This is a genomic window from Alkalibacterium sp. s-m-28 (assembly GCF_054658175.1).
On record NZ_BAAGIQ010000002.1, the window covers coordinates 52,619 to 73,619 of the forward strand.

The following is a 21,001-nucleotide window of genomic DNA, read 5'->3' on the forward strand; positions in this document are numbered from 1 at the left end:
ATTATAGCAATTTACTTTTTAAGTTCCTATAGTTTGACACGGATACTTTAATTGTTTGAATTCTAATTTCAGTCAATTAAAAAGAGGAACGATATGACAAATGTGGGGCTCGCATTATATACTGCATCATCTAAAGCGACAGGCGGACGTAAAGGTCATGTCAGATCCTCAGACGGCACACTCGATTTAATTTTGCCTTTACCAAAAGGAGTAGGTGGAAAAGAAGAAGCAGGTATGACCAATCCGGAACAGCTCTTTTCTGAAGGATATGCCGATTGTTTTGACAGTGCGCTTCAGATGGTTGCACGTCAGGCCAAAAAGAAAACAACATCGTCTGTTACAGTTAGCGTCAGCATTGAGAAGAAACTGAAAGGTTTCGGGTTAAGTGTTGAACTTGCTGTTGAAATCGAAGGGGTATCTCAAAAAGAAGCAGAAGAATTGGTTGATCAGGCCCACCAGGTCTGTCCGTATTCACGTGCCATTGAAGGCAATGTCAAAGTCAAGAAAACAGTTAAAGCAATCTAGTCTTTTCTTATCCACAGTTTCTCCTTTTTGATCTCTCAGGCTTCCCCTGGGAGATCTTTTAGTTTTCCACCTGCTTTCCACACTTATCCCCAAAGTTATCCACATATCCACAGGCTCTGTTCCCGTTTTTTCGAGTGATTCATTCATTTTTACCGAAAAAGTAGATTGTTTGCTTTTAAAGTTATGCACAGTTTTACACAGCTCGATTTTTTCCTCTCTGAAATATAAAACCTTACAGTACCAGCGTTTAAAAGATACATTTTGTTATACTAAAAAAAGTTATACACACTCAGTTTGTGCGCTGTGTATAACTTTTTCAGTAAATCTTTGATATACCGGGCTTCTATTTTACACTTTCCACACCCGAACAAGATTATCCCGAAAGTTATACACACATAAAAAATACACAGCCCTTTATCAGCAGCTGTGTATCCCCAGATTTTCAGTTTATATCATTTCTTCTGAACTTCGCATGGTGATCGTTGTGGATTGCAGTTCACCATCCCGGTAGAACTCGACTTCCACTTCCTGACCAATTTCTGTATCGTAGATTTCCTTTCTCAGTTCGATTCCGTTCTGAACGTCTACCCCATTGAACGAAACAATCACGTCATTGGCTTCCATTCCGGCATCCGCGGCTGCGCTACCTGTTGCGACTTCAGCAACTACGACGCCTCCATCGATATCTTCAGGCAGATTCAGGATAGCCTGCTGCTGTTGTGGAGAGACCATGGACAGATCGACCATGCCTACACCTAGGAGCGGTCTGACGACTTCTCCATTTTCTTCAAGCTGATTGATGATATCGACCGCATCATTACTTGGAATGGCAAAGCCCATCCCTTCGATTGTAGACGATGAGATTTTCATTGAGTTGATCCCGATAACTTGTCCGGCTATGTTGACCAGTGGGCCTCCGGAATTCCCTGGATTAATAGCTGCGTCTGTCTGGATCGCCGTCATTTCCCAGTCCATCTCACCATCCATATTGGTATCAACAGGTACAGTACGTTCAACAGCCGAAATAATGCCTGATGTCACAGATGACGCAAAGTTCGTCCCAAGAGGTGACCCGATGGCTATAGCCGGTTCTCCAACGGTCAGATTCTCAGAATCTCCGAATTCAGCTACCGCTGAGACTTCTTCAGCATCGATTGATAGAACGGCCAGATCTGTCCAGACGTCCGCCCCGATGACAGTTGCTTCAATGCGTGTGCCGTCTTTGAACAGGACTTCAATTGCGTCCGATCCTTCGATCACGTGGTTGTTTGTAAAGACATAGGCAGTGTCCCCATCCACTTTATAAACGGCGCCACTTCCTGTTCCTGCCTGAAGAAGATTTTCTTCATCGTCTTCGGTCGCCTCGGTTTCTCCATACCATCCCCATGGGGTGTCTCCTATACGCTGGAGATTGATAATCGATACCACCGCATCGTCAATGACATCGACGGCATCCGTGATACCTGATGAGACGTCTACGCGCATTTCAGAGACGGTTACTCGTCCGTCTTCGTCTACCACACCATTTTGAGTATCTTCTTCCGGTTCAGTTGTTTCGTTATTTACCAAGTCACACCCGACAAGAAAAGAGGATGTAAGCATAAGTGCTAAAAATGATGACCATTTCTTAGTTTTAGTTTCCATCGTTGTTCCTCCTACTATATAAAAGTATGTTTACTATATCACCTATTTTTGTTCAATAAGTGAAGTGTTTATTAAAAAACTATCTGTTATTTTCAGTTTAACATATTTTCTAATTTTACAGTATTCTGACGGCCTTTGATGTATTGTTTCCTCCCTTATTATAATAATTTTTCTTCGATTTGCAAAAGTCTTTTCATGAAAATCAAGTCCTATTCTGTCCTGTTTTCAGTTAGTCAGGCTCATTATCTGTAGGCCCGTCGAATGGAATTGATTCCACTTGTTAACCGCACAGGACATAACTGAAGCTTGTCTAAATTTTGGGGAATGGAACTACTCTTAAACTGTTTCTACTTGTAGCTTATCCTCATTTCCATACTCGCAGCTGCCACTAGACCCGGTCTAGTTATACCTTATTCCCATAAAGGATTCTAAACTGTCACTCCCCGCCCTTCTAGCGGCACCTTATTCTATCTAAGTATCTCAAACTGCAGCTAAACGCGTTCTAATGACAGCTTATTCCTATAATAGATGCTAAACTATCATTAGATTTCCCCTAACGAGACCTTAACAGTACGTCTACCGACTGAACTATAGCTAGACGATCAACTAAAGGCAGCTCAGCCAAGTGACTAAACCGTAAACCACACCTAGCTCGCCCTACATCCACTAAAGTCCTTCAAGATCGGAAGATTTGAGGCACTCAAATCTGACCCCATAAAAAAAACACCGGACGGCAGGAAGAAAGTCTTCCATATTGTCTGGTGCTCCATAAACTCTTATTCAGTTGTTCCTAAAGGGTGAACAGGTCGCACGGTTCCACCGGATCTGTGTCGAAAAGTCTGAACCGGTCATTGACGCCTGTGTCTTTTCTGACCAGGATGTCTTCTACAGTCGAGTGTGCGATTTCCTTGACGTTGTTTTCTTTGCTTAGATGACCTAAGTACACGCGCTTGGTCCGGTCCCCGACAATTTCTGCCAGAGCCAGCGCGCCGTCTTCATTGGACAAGTGGCCTTTGTCCCCGATGATCCGCTGCTTCAGCGACCATGGGTAACGTCCCATTCTCAGCATACTCACATCGTGATTGCTTTCGAACAGGTACGCTTCTGCATCTTTCACGTAGTCGCGCATACGGTCGCTCACGTAACCCGTATCCGTCAGCATCACGAACCGTTTATCGTCTTTCTGAAACGTGTAGAACTGAGGATCAATGGCATCGTGAGAGACGCCGAAACTGGAGACATCGATGTCTCCGAGTGTCAGTGTCTTGTCGATAGAAAAGTGATTTTTCTGTTCAACTTTCAGATTACCCAGTTTGGACTCCATTGCCTTCCAGGTCTTTTCATTGGCATAGACGTCCAGTCCATATTTACGCGCCAGGATACCGACGCCTTTGATATGATCTGAATGTTCATGCGTGACCAGGATCGCATCGAGATCTTCCGGTCGTCTGCCTATTTTACTTAATAATTCAATGGCTTTTTTTCCGCTGAATCCGCAGTCCACCAGAAGTCGGGTGCTGCCTGATTCGACGTAGGTAATATTTCCGGTACTGCCGCTTGCCAGTACACTGATATTCAAGCCGGATTGTGCTGTTTCCATCATGACTACTACCTCTCCCTGCAAATACTCATTGTCCATCTTACACCATCTGTCAGCATCTAGGCAAGGTCACAGGGGCAGTCGTCACATTAACGTCCAACTTATTCTTCCGAATCGTCCAACTCTTCTGGATCGACCGGGATAACCGGTTCAGTCGGCTCACTGATGATTGTACGCTCTATGGCATCCACTCTAAGCACACGCTCACCACCTGCATCTACAACTGGAATATACCATATCGGCCCGTACATGCTTAAATCTTCAAGATGAAGTGTCCGCTGATACGATAGAATCGGCTGTCTGACGGTTGTGTTGGAGCTGATAGCATTGTTCTGGAACAGGACTTCCACGGCCTGACGGTCAGTGATGATTTCTATCGGGCTGCCTTGCGTCGTCATTGGTCCGGCATAGCTCTGCTGGTAGGAAATGATGTTGCCGTCACTCCCGTAAAAGAGAGAGATTTCCGACGTACCGTCAGCTACCGGGATGCCTTCAACTATCTGAGCATACACGAATCGGTTCTCAGAGTTATCGTAACGCAGGAAGGTGTACTCACTCCCGAAAAGGACCGCTCCACTGTTAATGAATTCATCCAGAACGTCGTAATCGGCTGCTGTAAAGCCATCATCTGGATTCCCTTCTATTTCGATCGGATCAGACAGGATACTCGTATAAAGCGAGCCATCCTGAGCAATCGATCCGGCCTGATTTTCAAGCTGATCGCTGTTTTCCTCGAGCAAGTTGTTCCGGTCGGCCTGGACATAGTAGACTTCTCTATCCTCTTCTGTCAAGTTCGGCAGATCGATCCCGATCTGTTCCATTTCTCTCATCAAGTTGACCTGGTCAGGTGCCGTCGATGCGTACTGCAGATCGCTCCGGTTCAGAAAACTGATCAGCAGGTAGATATTCAGAAGCATAAAGGTAATGAGAAAGATGTTTTCGATTTTCTTAAAGTCCATTATGCATCTCCTCCTGCAGCTGAATGTAACGATTCAGCTCATACCAGACATTGTCTGACTGCACGTACCAGTTCGGTTCAAAATGAACGACACGGCTGTCTTCTTCACTCTGGACCCAGGTCAGCCCTTTCCTGATATTCTGTACAGGATCCAGACCGGGGCCAGTATTCTCTAATTGTTCAACGACACTGACTCCGCTTGGAAGAGTTTTAGCAGTTTCTCCACCTAGGGTCAGAGGGGTCTGAACGACTCTCAGCGGCACTCTCAAATTACTCAAGCCACTTTCCACTACAGTAATGAGGACTGATGATTCCAGCTGCTGCGTACTGAAGACTGGATAGCCTTGAATATAGCGCTGAAAAGTTACTTCACTGGTTCCATGTGTGTACTGCTGGTAATGGATCGTTTCTGTCCAGTTCTCTACTTGTCTCAGTTCCTGGAAACTGCTGAGCAGACGCTCACTGAATGTCATCTGCCCCATGTCAGTCCGCTGTCTCAAATAAGTCAACGTATTTACTGCATCATTGATTCGTACTTCCGTCGTCAGATCGATATAGCGCGTCGTCTGTCCAGTCCGTCTGGCATCGACCTCTGACGTATCCGCAAAGAACTGATTGATATACAGGTTGTTCGGCAGGCGTTCAACCAGATAGTCCTTGTACTCTATTTCTACTTCATCAGCTGAGAGATAGGTGAATGAGTCGCCAAGAGCAACAGTTTCCACTTCAATAAACTGATTGTTTGCGGCGAACAGCAGCTCATTGATGATTTCCGAAGTGAAATTCGATTCAGACACTGTGTAGTTGATTTCATTACTGACATCGTAAAATCCGATATTCTCAATATTCTCACGGTTTAAATAGAACCGGTTGAAGATACGGTTCTCATAATCGGTCGGCAGATCATCGAAAGCTTCTTCGAACAGCCCGAACGGAATGGGCGCATCAAAGACGAACTCCACCCACTCCCCCGTAGCTAGCTGGTCCTGATAGGCTTCCCGACTAAGGCGCTGAGGGTTGTTTACCTCACCAAAATTCATGGTATTAAAATACTCTTCGATCCAGTCCCTGGTATGGAACGCATCGGCTTTCTGTTTGCTTTCATTGATCGAGCGGTGCCAGACGATCTGATTGGGTGCAAAGACCTCTGTCAGTGTCCGGTCGACGAGGGAGGCTGGAACGAATCCACTTCCTCCTGAAGCAGGTTCTCTGAGTTCCCCGCCGGCTGTCCATAGCTGAAAGCTCAGAAACAGGCTGAGGCCTATAAGCACGGTCAGCAGCACATGTTTAATTCGGGACCAGGTCATACCCACTCATCCTCCTCTTCAAATGGCACATAAGGAAGCGACAGATAAAAGGTCGTTCCTTTTCCTTCTTTACTTTCAGCCCAGATGCGGCCACCATGCTGTTCAACGACCTCCTTGGAAATCGCCAAGCCCAAGCCGCTACCGCCCATTGCGCGAGATCTTGCACGATCGACACGGTAGAATCGGGTGAAGATCTTGTTCAAGTCGGCTTTCGGAATCCCCATGCCTTCGTCTGAAATGCTGATGATCACTGCATCGTCAGTCTTGTGCATGCGGCCAGTAATGGTTCCGCCATCCGGTGAATACTTGATTGCGTTGTTCATGATATTGTCGAGCACCTGAATCATCCGGTCAGGATCCACCTCAACGAAGATCGCTTCTCTAAGCAGCTCTTTATGAATACGATAATTTCTCGTCTCGTATTCCGCTGAATGGATCAACATGTCAAAGCGGTTCAGGACATGATCGACCATTTCAGTAATATCCACGATTTCAAGTTCAAGGGGACTCTTTCCTGAGTCGATGCGAGACAGGTGAAGCAGATCCTGGATCATTCGAATCATCCGGTCTGTTTCATTCTGAGTCACTTCCAGGAACCGCGGAGCAAGTTCAGGGTCTTCCCAGGCCCCATCTGCCAGTGCTTCAATATAGCTGCGCATACTGGTCAGAGGTGTTCTCAGCTCATGAGACACATTGGATACGAACTGTTTTCTTTCTTCATCGATACGTTCCTGCTCAGTGACATCGTGCAGCACACAGACGATTCCGCTGATGAAGCCGGACTCTCTCTGGATAAGAGAGAAGGAAGCTCTCAGCAGTGTCGCTACGCCGCCTTCGCTTGCATTGACCAGGACATCATCCTGCTTTTCAAGAATCGTCCGGAGTGTAATTTCTTCTTCAACATTCAATACGGATAATAGATTTTCTCCAATGGCTTCTTCATCCGTTCGTCCCAGCATCGTCTGAGCCATATCATTGATAATGATAATTTTCCCTCGTCTGTCGGTCGCGACGACACCATCAGTCATATGAGTCAGGACACTGTTCAGACGGCGTCTTTCCGCATCGATGGATTCCTGAGCTTCAGCTACATCGTCAGACAAGTCATTGATCAGCCCTGCAAGCTGTCCCAGTTCATCTTCGCCGTAGACCTTCAGCGTTCCTGAATAGTCCCCATCAGCGATCTGACGGGTCTGGATCTGCATCTCTTTGATCGGTTTAGTCAGTGCACGGGATACCATATTAGCCAGAACTAAAGATAGAATAATTGCGACTGCACTGGACTGCAGGAAAATCCACGTGATCTGAGAAATCTGTGCATACACCGATTCGATGTTGCTTTCCATTAAAATAGCGCCAAGAAACTGTCCATCATCCGCATCCGAAAAGACGGGTTCAACCACTTTCCATCTCCGGTTGTTCGTTACCGGATCGATCACCTGTCTAGGGACCGTCGATTCAGTAAACAGCGCCTGTCTCAAATCCACATCATCTGACAGCTGCCCGATGATGTTCTGTTGGGTACTGTCACTTGTTCCGACGACGACCAGATCATCATTGACGACCTGAAGATCGGTGATGCCACTGCCTGAAAAGTCGGCCAGCAGGCTATTGATCTCCTGAACCGGATCGACTTCATTGTCCTCAGTGTTATTGGCTTCAAGCTCAAGCAAAGGCAGGATCGCACTTTCCAGAAAGCTCATCTGAACTTGTCTGTCTTCCTGGAAATTGGCGATCAGCTGTCTTTCAATCTGGGTAATAAAATTCGCCCCGATTAGCTGCAGGGCGAATACAAGTAATAAGACTATGACAAAGACGATCTTTGTATTGATAGACTGATAAAATCTGATTTTTTTCTTCATAAATCACTACTTCTCCTGTTGTTCAGGACTTCTTAAATAATAGCCTACTCCTCGTCGAGTTACTAAGAACGTCGGGTGACTTGGGTTGTCTTCGATTTTTTCACGCAGACGTCTGACGGTTACATCAACGGTTCTGACATCTCCGAAGTAATCGTATCCCCATACTGTTTCCAGTAAATGTTCACGAGTCATGACCTGACCGATATGTCTGGCCAGATAATGAAGCAGCTCAAATTCACGGTGAGTCAGTTCGATCGTATCTCCACGTTTGGATACGATATAGGCATCCGGGTGGACAGTCAGATCGCCAACTTCGATGTCATTGGTTTCTTCCTTGACCGGCTCATTGCTCTGAATAGACGACTGACGTCTGACATTCGCCTTTACACGGGCAACCAGTTCACGGTTGGAAAATGGCTTGGTCACATAGTCATCTGCGCCCAGTTCCAGACCAAGGACTTTGTCGATCTCCTGATCTTTCGCTGTCACCATGATGATCGGCGTGTCTCTAGTCTTGCGTACTTCACGGCAGACTTCCAGGCCATCCATTTTTGGAAGCATCAGATCTAAAACGATCAGATCCGGATTCTCCTCTTCTACTTTTTCTACTGCCTCTTCACCATCATATGCGGTGACGACTTCGAATCCTTCTTTTTCTAAATTAAATTTCACTATATCTGAAATCGGCTTTTCATCGTCGACGACTAATATTTTTTTCAAAGACGTTCCTCCTCAGAAACATTTTACTTGCTCAATCAAAATCATAGAATCTGTTCCTCTAGATTATACCGCACCTGAAGGTCAGGTTCAATTTAAGGTGAATCATTGATTCCTCTGCTTAAACCAGATGAACGGTCAGTGCGACCGAGTCGTTGGCTTTGACCGCTTTATCCGGTCTGATTTCCAGAGACGCGACAGACGGATGATCAAGAATAATCACCGGAATAACCGGCTGGAACCCTCTATCTTCAATTAACTGCTTGTCGAACTCGGCCAGCTTCTGTCCTTTTTCAACAGTCATATTCCGTTTAACAAACGTTTTAAAACCCTCACCGTTCAGCAGTAAGGTATCGATACCAATATGGATTAGTACCTTGATTCCTTCTTCGGTTTCTATATAATAGGCGTGTTTGGCATCGGCTACTTCGATCAGCTTGCCGCTTACCGGTGCATAAACTGAATCTGATGTCGGGATGATTGCAAAGCCATCGCCGATCATCTTCGCTGAAAACAGCTCATCAGGCACTTCTTCAATAGTGATAACCTCTCCATCGGTTACCGCAGACACGTCCATCGTATGAGCCGATTCACTGATTTCATGTTCTCCATATTCAGCTGGTTGATTCCCCATAGTTTTCTCCTTTTTCATTCAATAACAAACTGCATTGTAGATGCTACTATTCTAACAATTAAAGCCATTTCAAGCAATGTCTTTTGAAAATAGCGTTTTGGTTGGTCTTCATTCGTCTTCGTGGTATTCTATTTATATAAAACCGCCGACAGGCAGCATATGCAAAGGAGGGGCAAAATGGATTTAGGATATATCCTTTCTCTCGTCATTTTAGGTGTGTCACTCGTTGTTCTTATCGTCATGGGCTTTTTAGCTATGAAGAAAATGAAACCGACTTTGAAAAACATCGAAGACACCAAAGAAGTGGTCAACGGACACATCGATCATTTCACGCGTGAAGCAGAAGTCATGCAGGAAAAAGTCGACCATATCATGGCTCGGGTCGATAACACCAAAAATGTTGCAGAGATCAAGATTCAAAATTTTGACGAACTTTCAGACAGTGCAGCCAGTCTTTCCGAATCTCTCATGTACCTGAAAGAGCACGGAGCTGAGTATTCAAAAGGCATCGCTGAAAACAGCTACAAGGAATTGAAAACAGACGGACCCCGTTTAGCCAGAACATTCAAACTGGCTTTCAAGAAAACGGTCGATAAACAGAAACAGCGGCATAAAACTGGACACGCTGATCAGCTGCCCGCTGTAGTCAATCATCAGTTAACTGAAATCGAAAGGTAGGAGACATCTATGCCAAAAGTAAGTTTAACCAAAGCCGTATTATTGAGTGCCGCATCAGCCTTTACTGCTCTGCTGCTTGCACCGAAACCAGGAAAAGCATTCCGCCAGGATCTTAAAGAGGAAGCTCTTAAATTGAAGGACACCGGTGAAGAAAAAGCCCACGAGCTAGTGGATGACTTCAAAGCGTCTTACATGGAAGCTGAAAAAGAACTGGAGTCTGAACAAGCTAAACTGGATGCCAAGCAGGCTAAGCTCAGCCAGACGATTGAAGAGATCGAAAGAGATCTGGCTCGAAGTGAAGCTAAGAATCAGGATGACACCGTCGTTGTGGATCCGGCAGCTGCCAGTCATGCGATGTATGCAGATGACAAAACCGGTGACGTGAAGAATACACCGCTTGAACCTGAACAGGATCAGGCTATTCCTAAAGATAAAGTAGACGAAGCTTTACACGACAACTACTTGTCAGACAATGAAGACTTCCAGCTCGATAAAGACAATCTAGCTGACGAAGAAGATGCTTCTCACAAAACAAATCCGAATAACTAATAGAATAGAGTTTGAAATCAGGCACCGGACTGCGGATTACTGCAGTCCGGTGCCTTTTTGAATGTTTCGGGCTGGATTCCTGTATTGTCGGGTATGGTTGGATTTGGGGGACGAAAGGTCCATAAAAAGATATATGGACCTTTCGCACCACACACAAGGACTCCAATGCCTCATAAATCGGTATTATGAAGCACCTGACGAGTATGAGGCGTACCCAACACCTCACAACATGCAGATATGAGTCATTCGACTCATTCTATTCAGAAAACCCAACCAAATTAGGACTGAAAAATTCTCCATGAGATTTTTCTTCAGCCTTTTATGTCCTTGTCCTCTTTTACGCATAAAAAAGCGGGAGAAATCATCTGCTGACTTCTCCCGCTTTCTCTCTTATTATTCTGTTTTTTTGACCCATACGGAAATGGATTCTGCATTGACAGGGAAAGTGGCTTTCCCTTCTTCATCGATTTCGATTTCTTCATCTCTGTTGTTCATCAGGTCGACATAGACCTCATTAGCATGCAGTTCGCCAACAGACATTTCCTTGAATCCTTCGTCTCCATTTGACATGATGACCGCACACCCTTCAGGATGCTCGTCGTTTCCTGTTCGGGTAAAACCGATACAGTTGCCGTGATCCAGGTAATTGTACTGTTCGCCGTACGCGTAATCTTTTCTCGCTTTCAGAAGCAACTCAATTTCTCTGCGACATCCATCGTAGTCGACGTCTCCCTTGTACCCATAATAGTCACTATAGAATACACACGGGTAGCCGTAGTAGCTTAATAGAATAAAGCCGTATGCCAGAGGTTTGAACCACGGCTCGACGTACGATTCCAGAGACTGCCCCGGCTGAGAATCGTGATTCTCAACAAAAGTGACCGCCTGTTCAGCATTCGCCTTGTAAAGCGTCCCGTCCAGAAGACGTCTCAAGTCGAATGCATTGTGCTGCTTGGATGCTTCATGGAGCGCATAGTGGAATCGTACATCCATCATGGAGATAGAATAGTCATGTTCTTCCAGATACTCCTCAAGATATTTATAGCGCTGATGCCAGTATTCCGCTACGAAGAAGAACTCCTCGCCATGAACCTCTCTGACATCTTCGATCAGTTCTCTCATGAACTGGCTGTCTATATGTTTTACTGCATCCAGCCTGATGCCATCGATATTTGTTTCTTCGATGAACCAGTGGATCCATTTTTTCGTTTCTTCAACGACTTCAGGGTGACTGTAGTCGATATCTGCAAACATCAGGTAGTCAAAATTACCGAACTCAGTGGAGACGTTGTCATCCGGTGCCCAGCCTTTGTCTTCTCCTTTGATTCTGTAAATGCCTTGCTCTTCTGTAATCGTGTCTTCTGATACCCCTGAAAAATGGTACCAGTGCCATTCAAAGTCAGAGTACTTGCCTTCCCTGCCTGGAAAGTTGAAATACGTCCAGGACTCGATTTCGCGTGTATCGCCTATGGCATCGTGACGATTCTCCGGATCGACAGGTGTGGCTTCGAACCGTTCAGTTCCATCTGCCCCTGCCTTATGGTTTAGGACGACATCGGCATAGACATGAATCCCCTGTTCGTGCAGTGCCTCAATTGCTTCCAGCAGTTCGTCCTTAGTCCCGTACTTGGTGCGTACCGTTCCCTTCTGATCAAATTCTCCCAAGTCATAGAGATCATAGATACCATACCCTACATCATCCTGACCGACTGATTTAAAACAGGGGGGAATCCATACTGCCGTGACACCAATCTCGCTCAGGTGCTCAGCATCCTCTTTCAATCGTTTCCAGTGCTTACCATCATTTGGCAAGTCCCATTCAAAGTACTGCATCATTGTTCCATTCATTGATATGTCTCCCCTTTTAGCTGTCTTCTAAATTAAAGACACACTGTATCTTTTAATTTTACCTTTGATTTCGATTTTTAACAAATGAAACCCCTTTGTCACAGCTTTCATTCTAATCTCAAAGAAGTTTGTTAAATCCCTTGTTTTTACAGTAACAGAAAGGTAAAATCAAGCTATTCACGAATCAGACATTGCTCTGTTCTGACACTTATATTTTTTTGGCAGGAAGGATTGTTTTTTTTATGAGAGCACTTTTAAGTCGATTTTCTAATTGGCCGATTCCAATTAAAATCGTCATTAGTTTTGCATTTGTCATGTTTGCCGGTTCTCTAATCTTGGCATTACCCATCAGTCAACTTGACAGTTCTCAGGCGACTTACTTTGATCATTTATTTGGTGCGATATCAATGGTCGCTGTCACCGGACTTTATACAGTATCTGTTGCCCATACATATAATCTGTTCGGACAAATTGTCGTACTGGCTCTGATCAAACTTGGTGGTCTCGGAATAATCACTATTGTGTCTGCTGTCATTCTGCAGCTCGGGCGACGAGTCAGTATGAAAGAGGAAGTCACTCTTCAGCAGGCGTTGAACAGAAGTGACAGGATGGGATTTAAAAACTTTTTAATATCTGTTGTCAAGTATACAACCCTTATCGAAGCTGTTGGTGCTTTTTTTCTTGCTTTTTATATGATACCCACTTTTGGATGGGGGAGAGGTCTCTTCACCAGTATCTTCCTAGCTATCTCAGCCTTCAATAATGCCGGATTTGATAACTTAGGAACGACCAGTCTGCAGCAGTTTGTCGAAACACCTATAGTGAACATTGTCATTCCTATTCTGATCATTCTCGGCGGGATCGGATTTTCGGTCTGGTTCGATGTAGCTAAACACTTTAAAAAATTCATCGCTGTCCGAAGCTGGATTGATTTCAAGGGCACTTACAGACGCTTGAAGATTCATACCAGGCTAGTTATTAAGTGGTCTTTCTGGCTGATTGTTTCAGCTATGGTCCTATTCATGTTATCCGAATGGAATCATGCTGGTACTTTAGGTAACCTGAGCTTTTTCGGAAAAATACAAGCAAGTTTCTTTCAAGCAGTGACCTTGCGTACTGCCGGATTTGCTACCCTTGACTATACTCAGTTACACATGTTCACGCTCATATTCTTTACGATCTATATGTTTATTGGTGGATCTCCAGGTGGAACTGCCGGGGGGGCGAAGACATCAACGGTCGCTCTTGTTGTTAAACTGATCAGCTCTGAGATACGCGGGATCGATAATGTGAACTACAAAAAGCGCACCCTTCAAATGGATATTGTTAAACGTGCACTGGTCATAGTTGTTATGTTTGTTCTTCTAAACTTTATTGCCCTGGCTCTCATGACAATCTTTGATGAGCATATTCCACTTCAATACTTGTTCTTCGAATCCGTTTCGGCATTTGGTACTGTCGGTCTTTCGGCAAATCTGACACCTGAACTTTCAAGGTATAGCCAGAGCATCATCATGTTATCAATGTTTGTAGGTCGTCTAGGACCAATCACTATCTTTACTGCCCTAGGAAAGAAAGACAGAAAACAGAAAAATATTACGTACGCAACCGGAAATATCTTAATTGGATAGGAGTTTTATAGAATGATAAAAACAGTAGGTGTCCTGGGACTAGGAGTTTTCGGATCTACTATTGCGAAAGAATTAGGTGAGCAGCACTATGATGTTATCGCCGTAGATAAAGACCTCGTCGATGTCAACAGAGTAGAAGAATACGTAGTACAGGCTGTTCAAGGTAATATTACTGATCTTGAACTTCTCGAAAGCATAGGTCTAAGCAATTGTGATGCCGTAGTCATCGGTACCGGATCGAATCTTGAAGCAAGTGTTCTAGCTGTAATGAACTGTAAAAAATTAGGGATTAAAAAGATTATTGCTAAAGCAAAGAATCGCACGCATATGGAGATTCTTCTTGAAATCGGTGCAGACGAAATCATCCGACCTGAAAAGGAAATGGGCGATAAAGTGGCTCGTAATATCATGCGCAATAATATCCTGGATGTCATTAATCTGGATGAGGATAATTCAATCATTGAGTTTACTGCTCCAGAAAGATGGATCGGTCGAAGCTTGAAAGATCTGGATCTACGTAAGAAGTATAAAATCAATGTTATAGGCATGAAATCCTCTCCGGACGGTCCATTGTCAATCAATGTTCCACCCGAGCAGAAAATTGAACCTGACAGTTTCATCGTAGCCATCGGTAAGCCTGACACCTTTGAGCACCTGGACTACACAGATCAGCTAAGATAAATAGACAGAAACAGCCTGTATGAAGGAAAGATGTTCATACAGGCTGTTTCTTTATTATTGTAATTAGTTAACTGGTGCCCAGACATTTTCAAGAATGTTAGTCTGATCGCGATCCGGTCCGACAGAAAATGTAGAAATACGTACGCCCGTCAGTTCAGACACGCGGCGGATGTAGTCCCGTGCATTTTCAGGCAGTTCTTCTAACGTTCTGCATCCAGTGACATCTTCATGCCATCCCGGCAGTTCTTCATATATCGGCTGACATTCACCCAGCTCTTTCAGGCTTGCAGGATAGTGAAGGATTTTCTTTCCATTACGCTCGTATGCCGTACAGATCTTGACAGTTTTCAGTCCTGACAGAACATCGATCGAGTTTAATGAAAGATTGGTAATCCCCGATACGCGTTTTGAATGACGCATGACAACACTGTCAAACCATCCAATACGTCGCGGACGTCCAGTTGTCGTGCCGTATTCATTTCCGGCATCTCGGATCTGCTGACCGATCTCATCATGCAGTTCAGTCGGGAACGGGCCGTCTCCGACACGTGATGTATAGGCCTTACATACGCCAACGACTTTTTCAATTTTAGACGGGCCGACACCACTCCCGATTGTCACGCCTCCAGCTACAGGGTTGGAAGACGTAACGAATGGATACGTTCCCTGATCGATATCCAGCATAACTCCTTGTGCGCCTTCAAACAGCACTCGTCTGCCGCCATCCAGTGCATCATTAAGGACCACGGATGTATCACAGACATACTGCTTGAACTGCTGTCCGTATGCATAATAGGTTTCAAAAATATCTTCAAAATCAAGAGCTTCTGAACCATAGACATTGGTGAAGAATGAGTTTTTCTCAGCTAGGTTGATTTTCAGACGTTCTCTGAAGATATCCTTGTCCAGCAGATCCGCAATACGAATACCAACTCTGGACGCTTTATCCATGTAGGCAGGACCGATTCCTCTGATTGTTGTTCCGATTTTATCGTCACCTTTGGCATCTTCCTGAAGCTGATCCAGTTTGATGTGATAGGGGAGTATGACGTGTGCGCGGTCGGATACTCTCAAATTATCTGTCGAAATGCCTCTGTCATGCAAGTACTTCAATTCTTTAACCAGTGACTTGGGATTGATGACTACACCATTACCGATGACACTGATTTTATCCTGAGCAAAAATACCTGAAGGAATCAGATGAAGCTTGTATGTGACCCCATCGAACTTGATGGTATGTCCGGCATTGTCTCCTCCCTGATAACGTGCAATGACCTCTGCACTTTCACTCAGGAAATCAGTAATCTTTCCTTTTCCTTCGTCTCCCCATTGTGTCCCTACTACTACGACCGATGTCATTTATCCACCTCTTCTATAATTTTCCAACAAAAAAAGAGAATCCCCCGTTCGTCTATTAAAGTATACAAAGAGACTTTCAGCTCAATTGTATCCTTTTTCAACATAGACGGAGGCATTCTCCTAACATTAATTGATTTAGTTTTAACAATGTTCATTATTTTACCACACATCTGTTAAATGTGAACCCTAAATCGTCAATTAAAGTGTAATTTCGAAATCAAGATCGTCGTCAGAAATTACTGTACTCACTAGAATAGCGGAGATGAAAATACCTAAGTTACTAGCCATCGGCATACCGAATACGCCTGATAACTCCGCTGTAGATACGCCGAAACCCATCATGATCGCTCCACCGATCATATTAGACCCAATGATTCTAAAGGGATCTCTGAACGCATAGGGAAGGGTTGATTCTGTGATTCCCACCAAACCTCACAAAATAGAAGTCGGATAAGCCATGATCAGATAAAGCAGCCAGACAAAACTGGTATTAATAAAGTTCTCTTGCTTGAATTGAGAAATAATGGCACTTTGATTTTAGGTAGATACAGGACGAGATAGCCGACGATAAATCCTGTAATGATAGCTGGCTTGTCTGAGAGATCATGCAGTCAATGCGATAGTCATACTAGAAAAGACAATGAACGGCAACATGTAGCACAAGCCGGTCATTATTAGTCATAACGATCACCCCACAAATCAAATGTATGATTTATCATAACAGTTGTTTTCAAATTTGCGTAAATATTTGTTTCAAAAAAACAGATTCCATTCGGTCTTCTGTTCTAAAGGACCGTTTGAAATCTGTTTGACCTATGATATCTGGTTTTCAGGGTAATAAGACATGGAAGAGAACTTGTTGTATTCTTTTATGAACAGCAGCTTGCAGGTTCCCCTGGCTCCCGATCTGTTCTTCTCAAGAATGACTTCAACAACATTATCTTCTGTCTCATCGTCTTCTTCGTCGTCTTCACTTCTATAGTAGTCATCTCTATACAAGAATGCCACGATATCGGCATCCTGCTCAATTGACCCGGATTCTCTCAAATCACTTAAGATTGGACGCTTATCCTGTCTCTGCTCCACTCCGCGTGACAGCTGAGACAAGGCAATGACCGGTACTGAGAGTTCTTTGGCCAGTTTTTTCAGCTGACGGGAGATCTCTGATACTTCCTGCTGCCTGCTCTCTTTTCCGCTGCCTTCAATCAGCTGCAGGTAGTCAATGACAATAAGGCCAAGATCCCCTTTTTCCTGTTTCAGTCGACGACATTTTGCCCGTATTTCAGCTGTCCTGATTCCAGGGGTATCATCAATATAGATGTTAGCTTTAGATAAGCTGCCCATGGCAACGAAGAGTTTCTCGAATTCTTCTTCAGTAAGCTGTCCGGTTCTAAGATTGGAGGCATTGATCGTTCCTTCAGCACAGAGCATTCGGTTTACCAGCTGCTCCGCTCCCATCTCCAGACTAAAGATTGCAACATTTTCATCCGTTTTCGTCCCAATATTCTGAGCTACATTTAAAGCGAAAGCTGTCTTTCCAACGCCGGGACGGGCTGCAAGAATAATCAACTCATCCTCATGGAGGCCTGCAGTCATCTGATCAAGCATCTTATATCCAGTGGATATCCCAGTAATATCATCATCATTCTGAAACAGTTCATCTATATTGTTAATTGTGTCTCTTAAGACTGATTCGATCGAGACGAATCCACTTCGGCTGCGTTTTTCCGATACTTCGAGAATGCTTCTTTCTGCTTCATCAAGAAGATTAGGAACATCATCAGCTTCCTGATACCCCTTCGACGCAATATCAGTTGCTGTCTGGATCAATTTACGCAATATGGAGCGTTCCTCGACGATTTTGGCATAATAGTCCACATTCGCAGCAGTCGGCACCATGCCCGCTATTTCAGCCAAATAGGGGGTCCCGCCAACATCCTCAAGCAAGCTCTTCGTTTCTAGACTATTTGCAATAGTCACAACGTCTATTGCTTCATTTTTTTCATTCAAGTCTACCATGACCTGGAAAATAAGCTGATGAGCGCGTCGATAAAAATCAGACGCTTCAACATATTCCATCGCAGGTATTAATGCTTCCGGATCTAATAGTACGGACCCTAAAACAGACTGTTCAGCCTCTATATTCTGTGGAGGTAAGCGATCGCCTATCATTTCCATTCTTCTGGTAGCTCCTTTTCTTAACTTAACTGTTTCTCTATTTTACATCATATTCATATAATTGTATATAAGGGAACATACGTTTAATATTTAATGTTTCACGTGAAACATTACTGCCAGGTTCCAGATACGTCTTGAACAAAAAAAGATGACCTCAGTCGGGCCATCTTTTAATGGTATCACATGCTTTAGCTTATTGCTGTTACTCTAACTGTCAGCTCAGCAGATACTTTTTTATGAAGTTTAATTTCAACGTGCTGAGTCCCTACAGAACGCATCGGAAGTGACTGATTGATTTTGCGTTTGTCGACCTTTATTCCAAGCTGTTTTTCAAGTTCTTTTGCAATCTGCTTAGTGGTCACTGAACCGAACAGTCGGCCATCATCTGCAGCTTTTTCTTTTATTTCAATCGAGCCGTTTTCAATCGTTTCTTTATCTTTTTCTGCAGCTTCAAGAATTTCCTGTTCTTCTCTTTTCTGAGCTTTCTTCTTCATATTCAGTTCCTGCTTAGCTCCGGAAGTTGCTTCCTTAGCCAGACCTTTCTTCAGCAAAAAGTTATTGGCGTATCCGTCAGATACATTCTTAACTTCACCTTTTTTTCCCGTTCCTTTAACATCTTTTAATAGAATAACTTCCATAGTCAAGTCTCCTTCTCTGTTCTTTAATCGAGTTGAGCATTTATAACTTCTTTTAATTCTTCTATTATTTCTGAAACACTTTTTCCGTCAATTTGTGTAGCTGCATTGGACAGATGTCCCCCGCCACCCATTTTTTCCATGATGATCTGTACGTTGATCTTACCTAAGCTTCTTGCACTGATTCCTACCATATCTTCAGAGCGTCTAGTAACGACGAATGCCGCTTCTACTCCTGACATACTCAGCATCGTATCTGCCGTCTGAGCAGAGGTGACAGTTTGGTAAATCGTCTCGTTGTCTCCGCTGGCAATGGCTACTCCATCTCGAACAAACTCAATTGTTTCGATCAACCTGCTTCGCTGCAGGTACTTCTCAGGGTCTTCTTTCAACAGTCGCTGAATCATAGTAGAATTCGCTCCTACAGACTGAAGATAACTTGCTGCATCAAACGTTCTGGATCCTGTTCTTAAACTGAAGTTGTTTGTATCAACGACGATTCCGCCCAGCATAGCTGTAGCTTCTATTCGATTGATCGGATCACCGTCTGTTGAGACATACTCAAACAATTCAGTGATCAGTTCAGCTGTTGATGAAGCATATGGTTCAATATAAACAAGAAGTGGATTCTCTGTAAATTCTTCTCCTCTTCTGTGATGGTCGATAACCATATTCTTCTTAGTTTTCTTAAGCAGGTTCGGTGCAATTGAGAGCACAGGTTTGTGATGATCGACCAGTACGACCAGATCATTGGGACCTATCCGCTTCTCGGCATCGGCAGGAGAAATGATGTTCTTCTTCACCTGCTCGTGTTTCTGAATCTCGCTCATCAGTTTGGCTACATCATCACTTAAGTCACCCTGATCTACTACGACGTATACCGTTTTCTTAAGCATCATTGCTATCCTGGCAACGCCCAACGAAGATCCTATAGCGTCTAGGTCGGGATTCTTGTGTCCCATGACGAATATCTGTTCACTATCGTTCATCAGTTTCTGCATGGCCTGACTGATCATGCGCGACCGGACACGGGTCCGTTTTTCCATAGGATTTGTCTTGCCCCCATAGTATCTGGGTTCTTCATCTACAGCTTTCACTATTGCCTGATCTCCACCTCGGCCTAAAGCCAAATCAAGATTACTTTGCGCAAGGTCTGCCAGCTTGTCAAAGGTAGCATCCCCGTAGGAAAGTCCCAAGCTGATTGTTAACGGCAAGTTCCTTTTGGATGTGCGATCTCGGATATTATCAATAATATTGAACTTCTCTTTTTCAAGACGTTCCAGTTCTTTTCTGTTCAGTAAGAGGAAGTAACGATCTGAAGATATCCGCTTATAGAATATTCCGTGCTGCCTGCCCCAGTTTGAGAAATATGTGGTCAGCATGCTGTCGAATCCAGATACGCCTCTGTCATCAAGCCCTTGAGTAATTTCGTCATAGTTATCCAGAAATAACCAGCCGACAACTGCACGGGCATCTTCATACTTTTCCTTAATCGTGGCATATTCAGTAATATCCATAAGATAAATCGCATGGATGTCTTTCTGAACAGTAACCTGGTAGATTTTATTTTCCCATTCAATCAGATTATTGTGGTTCGATGAATCGCTGTAACAGTCGAATAATTCTTCATGGATTTCTTCAAGTGTCTCACCCAGAACATTATCAGTCTTTGCCAACTGTGTCTGCATATAGGGGTTCAACCACTCGACCTGATTCTTTTCATTCAATAAAAGGATTCCAATAGGCATCTTAATCAGAGCTTCCTGCTCACCACGCTTAATTCGGTAAGAAAGATTCTTGATGTATTCATTGAGCTCTTTTATATAGATATTCCCTATACGCCAGAAAACTATTAGAGTAATGACAAAGAGAACCAGCATGATTGCTCCAAGCCACAGATACGCGATAAAACTCATTAGCGTCATAATCAATTGTATGGCAAGGGCAAAAAATATAATCAGACGTAATGACGGGTCTTTCAGAAACTTTGGAAGACTGTCTTCCTTCAATTTATTGTTCATAGTTTCTCCTTTTAGCCCATTTTCCTTTATTCTATCATCTTTCGCCCATCTATTCTATATGTGATAAGCATTTGACGAGAATGTGTTTCACGTGAAACAACTTATGCCAACGAAAAAAACAAGAAAAGAAAGAGCTGCAACAGTTATTACACTGTCACAGCTCGATAATGTTAA

Annotated in this window: 18 protein-coding genes; 5 read left to right on the top strand and 13 right to left on the bottom strand. The window is 44.0% G+C overall.

The features are described 5' to 3' along the window. Positions 1-93 precede the first annotated feature (93 nt). Positions 94-525 carry an organic hydroperoxide resistance protein gene (locus ACYQ4S_RS00835; RefSeq protein ID WP_459768744.1) on the top strand — a complete coding sequence of 144 codons (432 nt, stop codon included), beginning with the start codon at positions 94-96 and terminating at the stop codon, positions 523-525. A 447-nt stretch (positions 526-972) separates the two neighbouring features. On the opposite strand, the gene ACYQ4S_RS00840 is transcribed toward ACYQ4S_RS00835, so the two are convergent. The 7 genes from ACYQ4S_RS00840 to ACYQ4S_RS00870 form a co-directional block, all read right to left on the bottom strand. Then, a complete protein-coding gene (locus ACYQ4S_RS00840) occupies positions 973-2,169 on the bottom strand; it encodes a S1C family serine protease (RefSeq protein WP_459768746.1) in 1,197 nt (398 codons plus the stop codon). Between the two features lie 790 nt (positions 2,170-2,959). Continuing rightward, positions 2,960-3,769 carry an MBL fold metallo-hydrolase gene (locus ACYQ4S_RS00845; RefSeq protein WP_428830591.1) on the bottom strand — a complete coding sequence of 270 codons (810 nt, stop codon included), beginning with the start codon at positions 3,767-3,769 and terminating at the stop codon, positions 2,960-2,962. A 101-nt stretch (positions 3,770-3,870) separates the two neighbouring features. Continuing rightward, positions 3,871-4,728 carry a two-component system regulatory protein YycI gene (locus ACYQ4S_RS00850; protein WP_459768748.1) on the bottom strand — a complete coding sequence of 286 codons (858 nt, stop codon included), beginning with the start codon at positions 4,726-4,728 and terminating at the stop codon, positions 3,871-3,873. Continuing rightward, positions 4,718-6,034, bottom strand: a complete 1,317-nt coding sequence (locus tag ACYQ4S_RS00855; protein ID WP_459768750.1) for a YycH family regulatory protein — start codon at positions 6,032-6,034, stop codon at positions 4,718-4,720. The genes ACYQ4S_RS00850 and ACYQ4S_RS00855 overlap by 11 nt, the downstream gene beginning before the upstream one ends. After that, positions 6,031-7,896: a cell wall metabolism sensor histidine kinase WalK gene (gene walK / locus ACYQ4S_RS00860; protein WP_459768752.1), complete on the bottom strand. Its 1,866-nt coding sequence runs from the start codon at positions 7,894-7,896 to the stop codon at positions 6,031-6,033. Before walK ends, ACYQ4S_RS00855 begins: the two co-directional genes overlap by 4 nt. Positions 7,897-7,902: 6 nt before the next feature. Then, positions 7,903-8,616, bottom strand: coding sequence for a response regulator YycF (yycF, locus tag ACYQ4S_RS00865; protein WP_091267093.1), 714 nt, complete (start codon positions 8,614-8,616; stop codon positions 7,903-7,905). Positions 8,617-8,734: 118 nt separating this feature from the next. Next, positions 8,735-9,247: a PTS sugar transporter subunit IIA gene (locus ACYQ4S_RS00870; protein WP_459768754.1), complete on the bottom strand. Its 513-nt coding sequence runs from the start codon at positions 9,245-9,247 to the stop codon at positions 8,735-8,737. 177 nt (positions 9,248-9,424) lie between these two features. On the opposite strand from ACYQ4S_RS00870, the gene ACYQ4S_RS00875 reads away from it, so the two are divergent. Next, positions 9,425-9,925, top strand: a complete 501-nt coding sequence (locus ACYQ4S_RS00875) for a hypothetical protein (RefSeq protein ID WP_459768756.1) — start codon at positions 9,425-9,427, stop codon at positions 9,923-9,925. Between the two features lie 9 nt (positions 9,926-9,934). Beyond that, positions 9,935-10,474 (top strand): hypothetical protein, encoded by a 540-nt coding sequence (locus tag ACYQ4S_RS00880; RefSeq protein ID WP_459768758.1) that lies wholly within the window; start codon positions 9,935-9,937, stop codon positions 10,472-10,474. A 393-nt stretch (positions 10,475-10,867) separates the two neighbouring features. Here ACYQ4S_RS00880 and ACYQ4S_RS00885 read toward each other — a convergent pair whose 3' ends face one another. Beyond that, a complete protein-coding gene (locus tag ACYQ4S_RS00885; RefSeq protein WP_459768760.1) occupies positions 10,868-12,322 on the bottom strand; it encodes an alpha-amylase in 1,455 nt (484 codons plus the stop codon). Positions 12,323-12,564: 242 nt separating this feature from the next. On the opposite strand from ACYQ4S_RS00885, the gene ACYQ4S_RS00890 reads away from it, so the two are divergent. Continuing rightward, positions 12,565-13,953: a TrkH family potassium uptake protein gene (locus ACYQ4S_RS00890; RefSeq protein WP_459768762.1), complete on the top strand. Its 1,389-nt coding sequence runs from the start codon at positions 12,565-12,567 to the stop codon at positions 13,951-13,953. Positions 13,954-13,965: 12 nt separating this feature from the next. After that, positions 13,966-14,634, top strand: coding sequence for a potassium channel family protein (locus ACYQ4S_RS00895; protein ID WP_459768764.1), 669 nt, complete (start codon positions 13,966-13,968; stop codon positions 14,632-14,634). 63 nt (positions 14,635-14,697) lie between these two features. Here the strand turns inward: ACYQ4S_RS00895 and ACYQ4S_RS00900 are convergent, their stop codons facing one another. The 5 genes from ACYQ4S_RS00900 to ACYQ4S_RS00920 form a co-directional block, all read right to left on the bottom strand. Further along, positions 14,698-15,993, bottom strand: coding sequence for an adenylosuccinate synthase (locus tag ACYQ4S_RS00900; protein WP_459768766.1), 1,296 nt, complete (start codon positions 15,991-15,993; stop codon positions 14,698-14,700). A 198-nt stretch (positions 15,994-16,191) separates the two neighbouring features. After that, on the bottom strand, positions 16,192-16,419 hold the full coding sequence (locus ACYQ4S_RS00905; protein ID WP_459768768.1) for a hypothetical protein: 228 nt from the start codon (positions 16,417-16,419) through the stop codon (positions 16,192-16,194). A 387-nt stretch (positions 16,420-16,806) separates the two neighbouring features. Continuing rightward, positions 16,807-18,171, bottom strand: a complete 1,365-nt coding sequence (gene dnaB, locus ACYQ4S_RS00910; protein ID WP_091266698.1) for a replicative DNA helicase — start codon at positions 18,169-18,171, stop codon at positions 16,807-16,809. A gap of 188 nt (positions 18,172-18,359) precedes the next feature. Next, positions 18,360-18,809: a 50S ribosomal protein L9 gene (gene rplI, locus ACYQ4S_RS00915; RefSeq protein ID WP_459768770.1), complete on the bottom strand. Its 450-nt coding sequence runs from the start codon at positions 18,807-18,809 to the stop codon at positions 18,360-18,362. Positions 18,810-18,832: 23 nt separating this feature from the next. Next, positions 18,833-20,827 carry a DHH family phosphoesterase gene (locus ACYQ4S_RS00920; protein ID WP_459768771.1) on the bottom strand — a complete coding sequence of 665 codons (1,995 nt, stop codon included), beginning with the start codon at positions 20,825-20,827 and terminating at the stop codon, positions 18,833-18,835. Between the last annotated feature and the right edge of the window lie 174 nt (positions 20,828-21,001).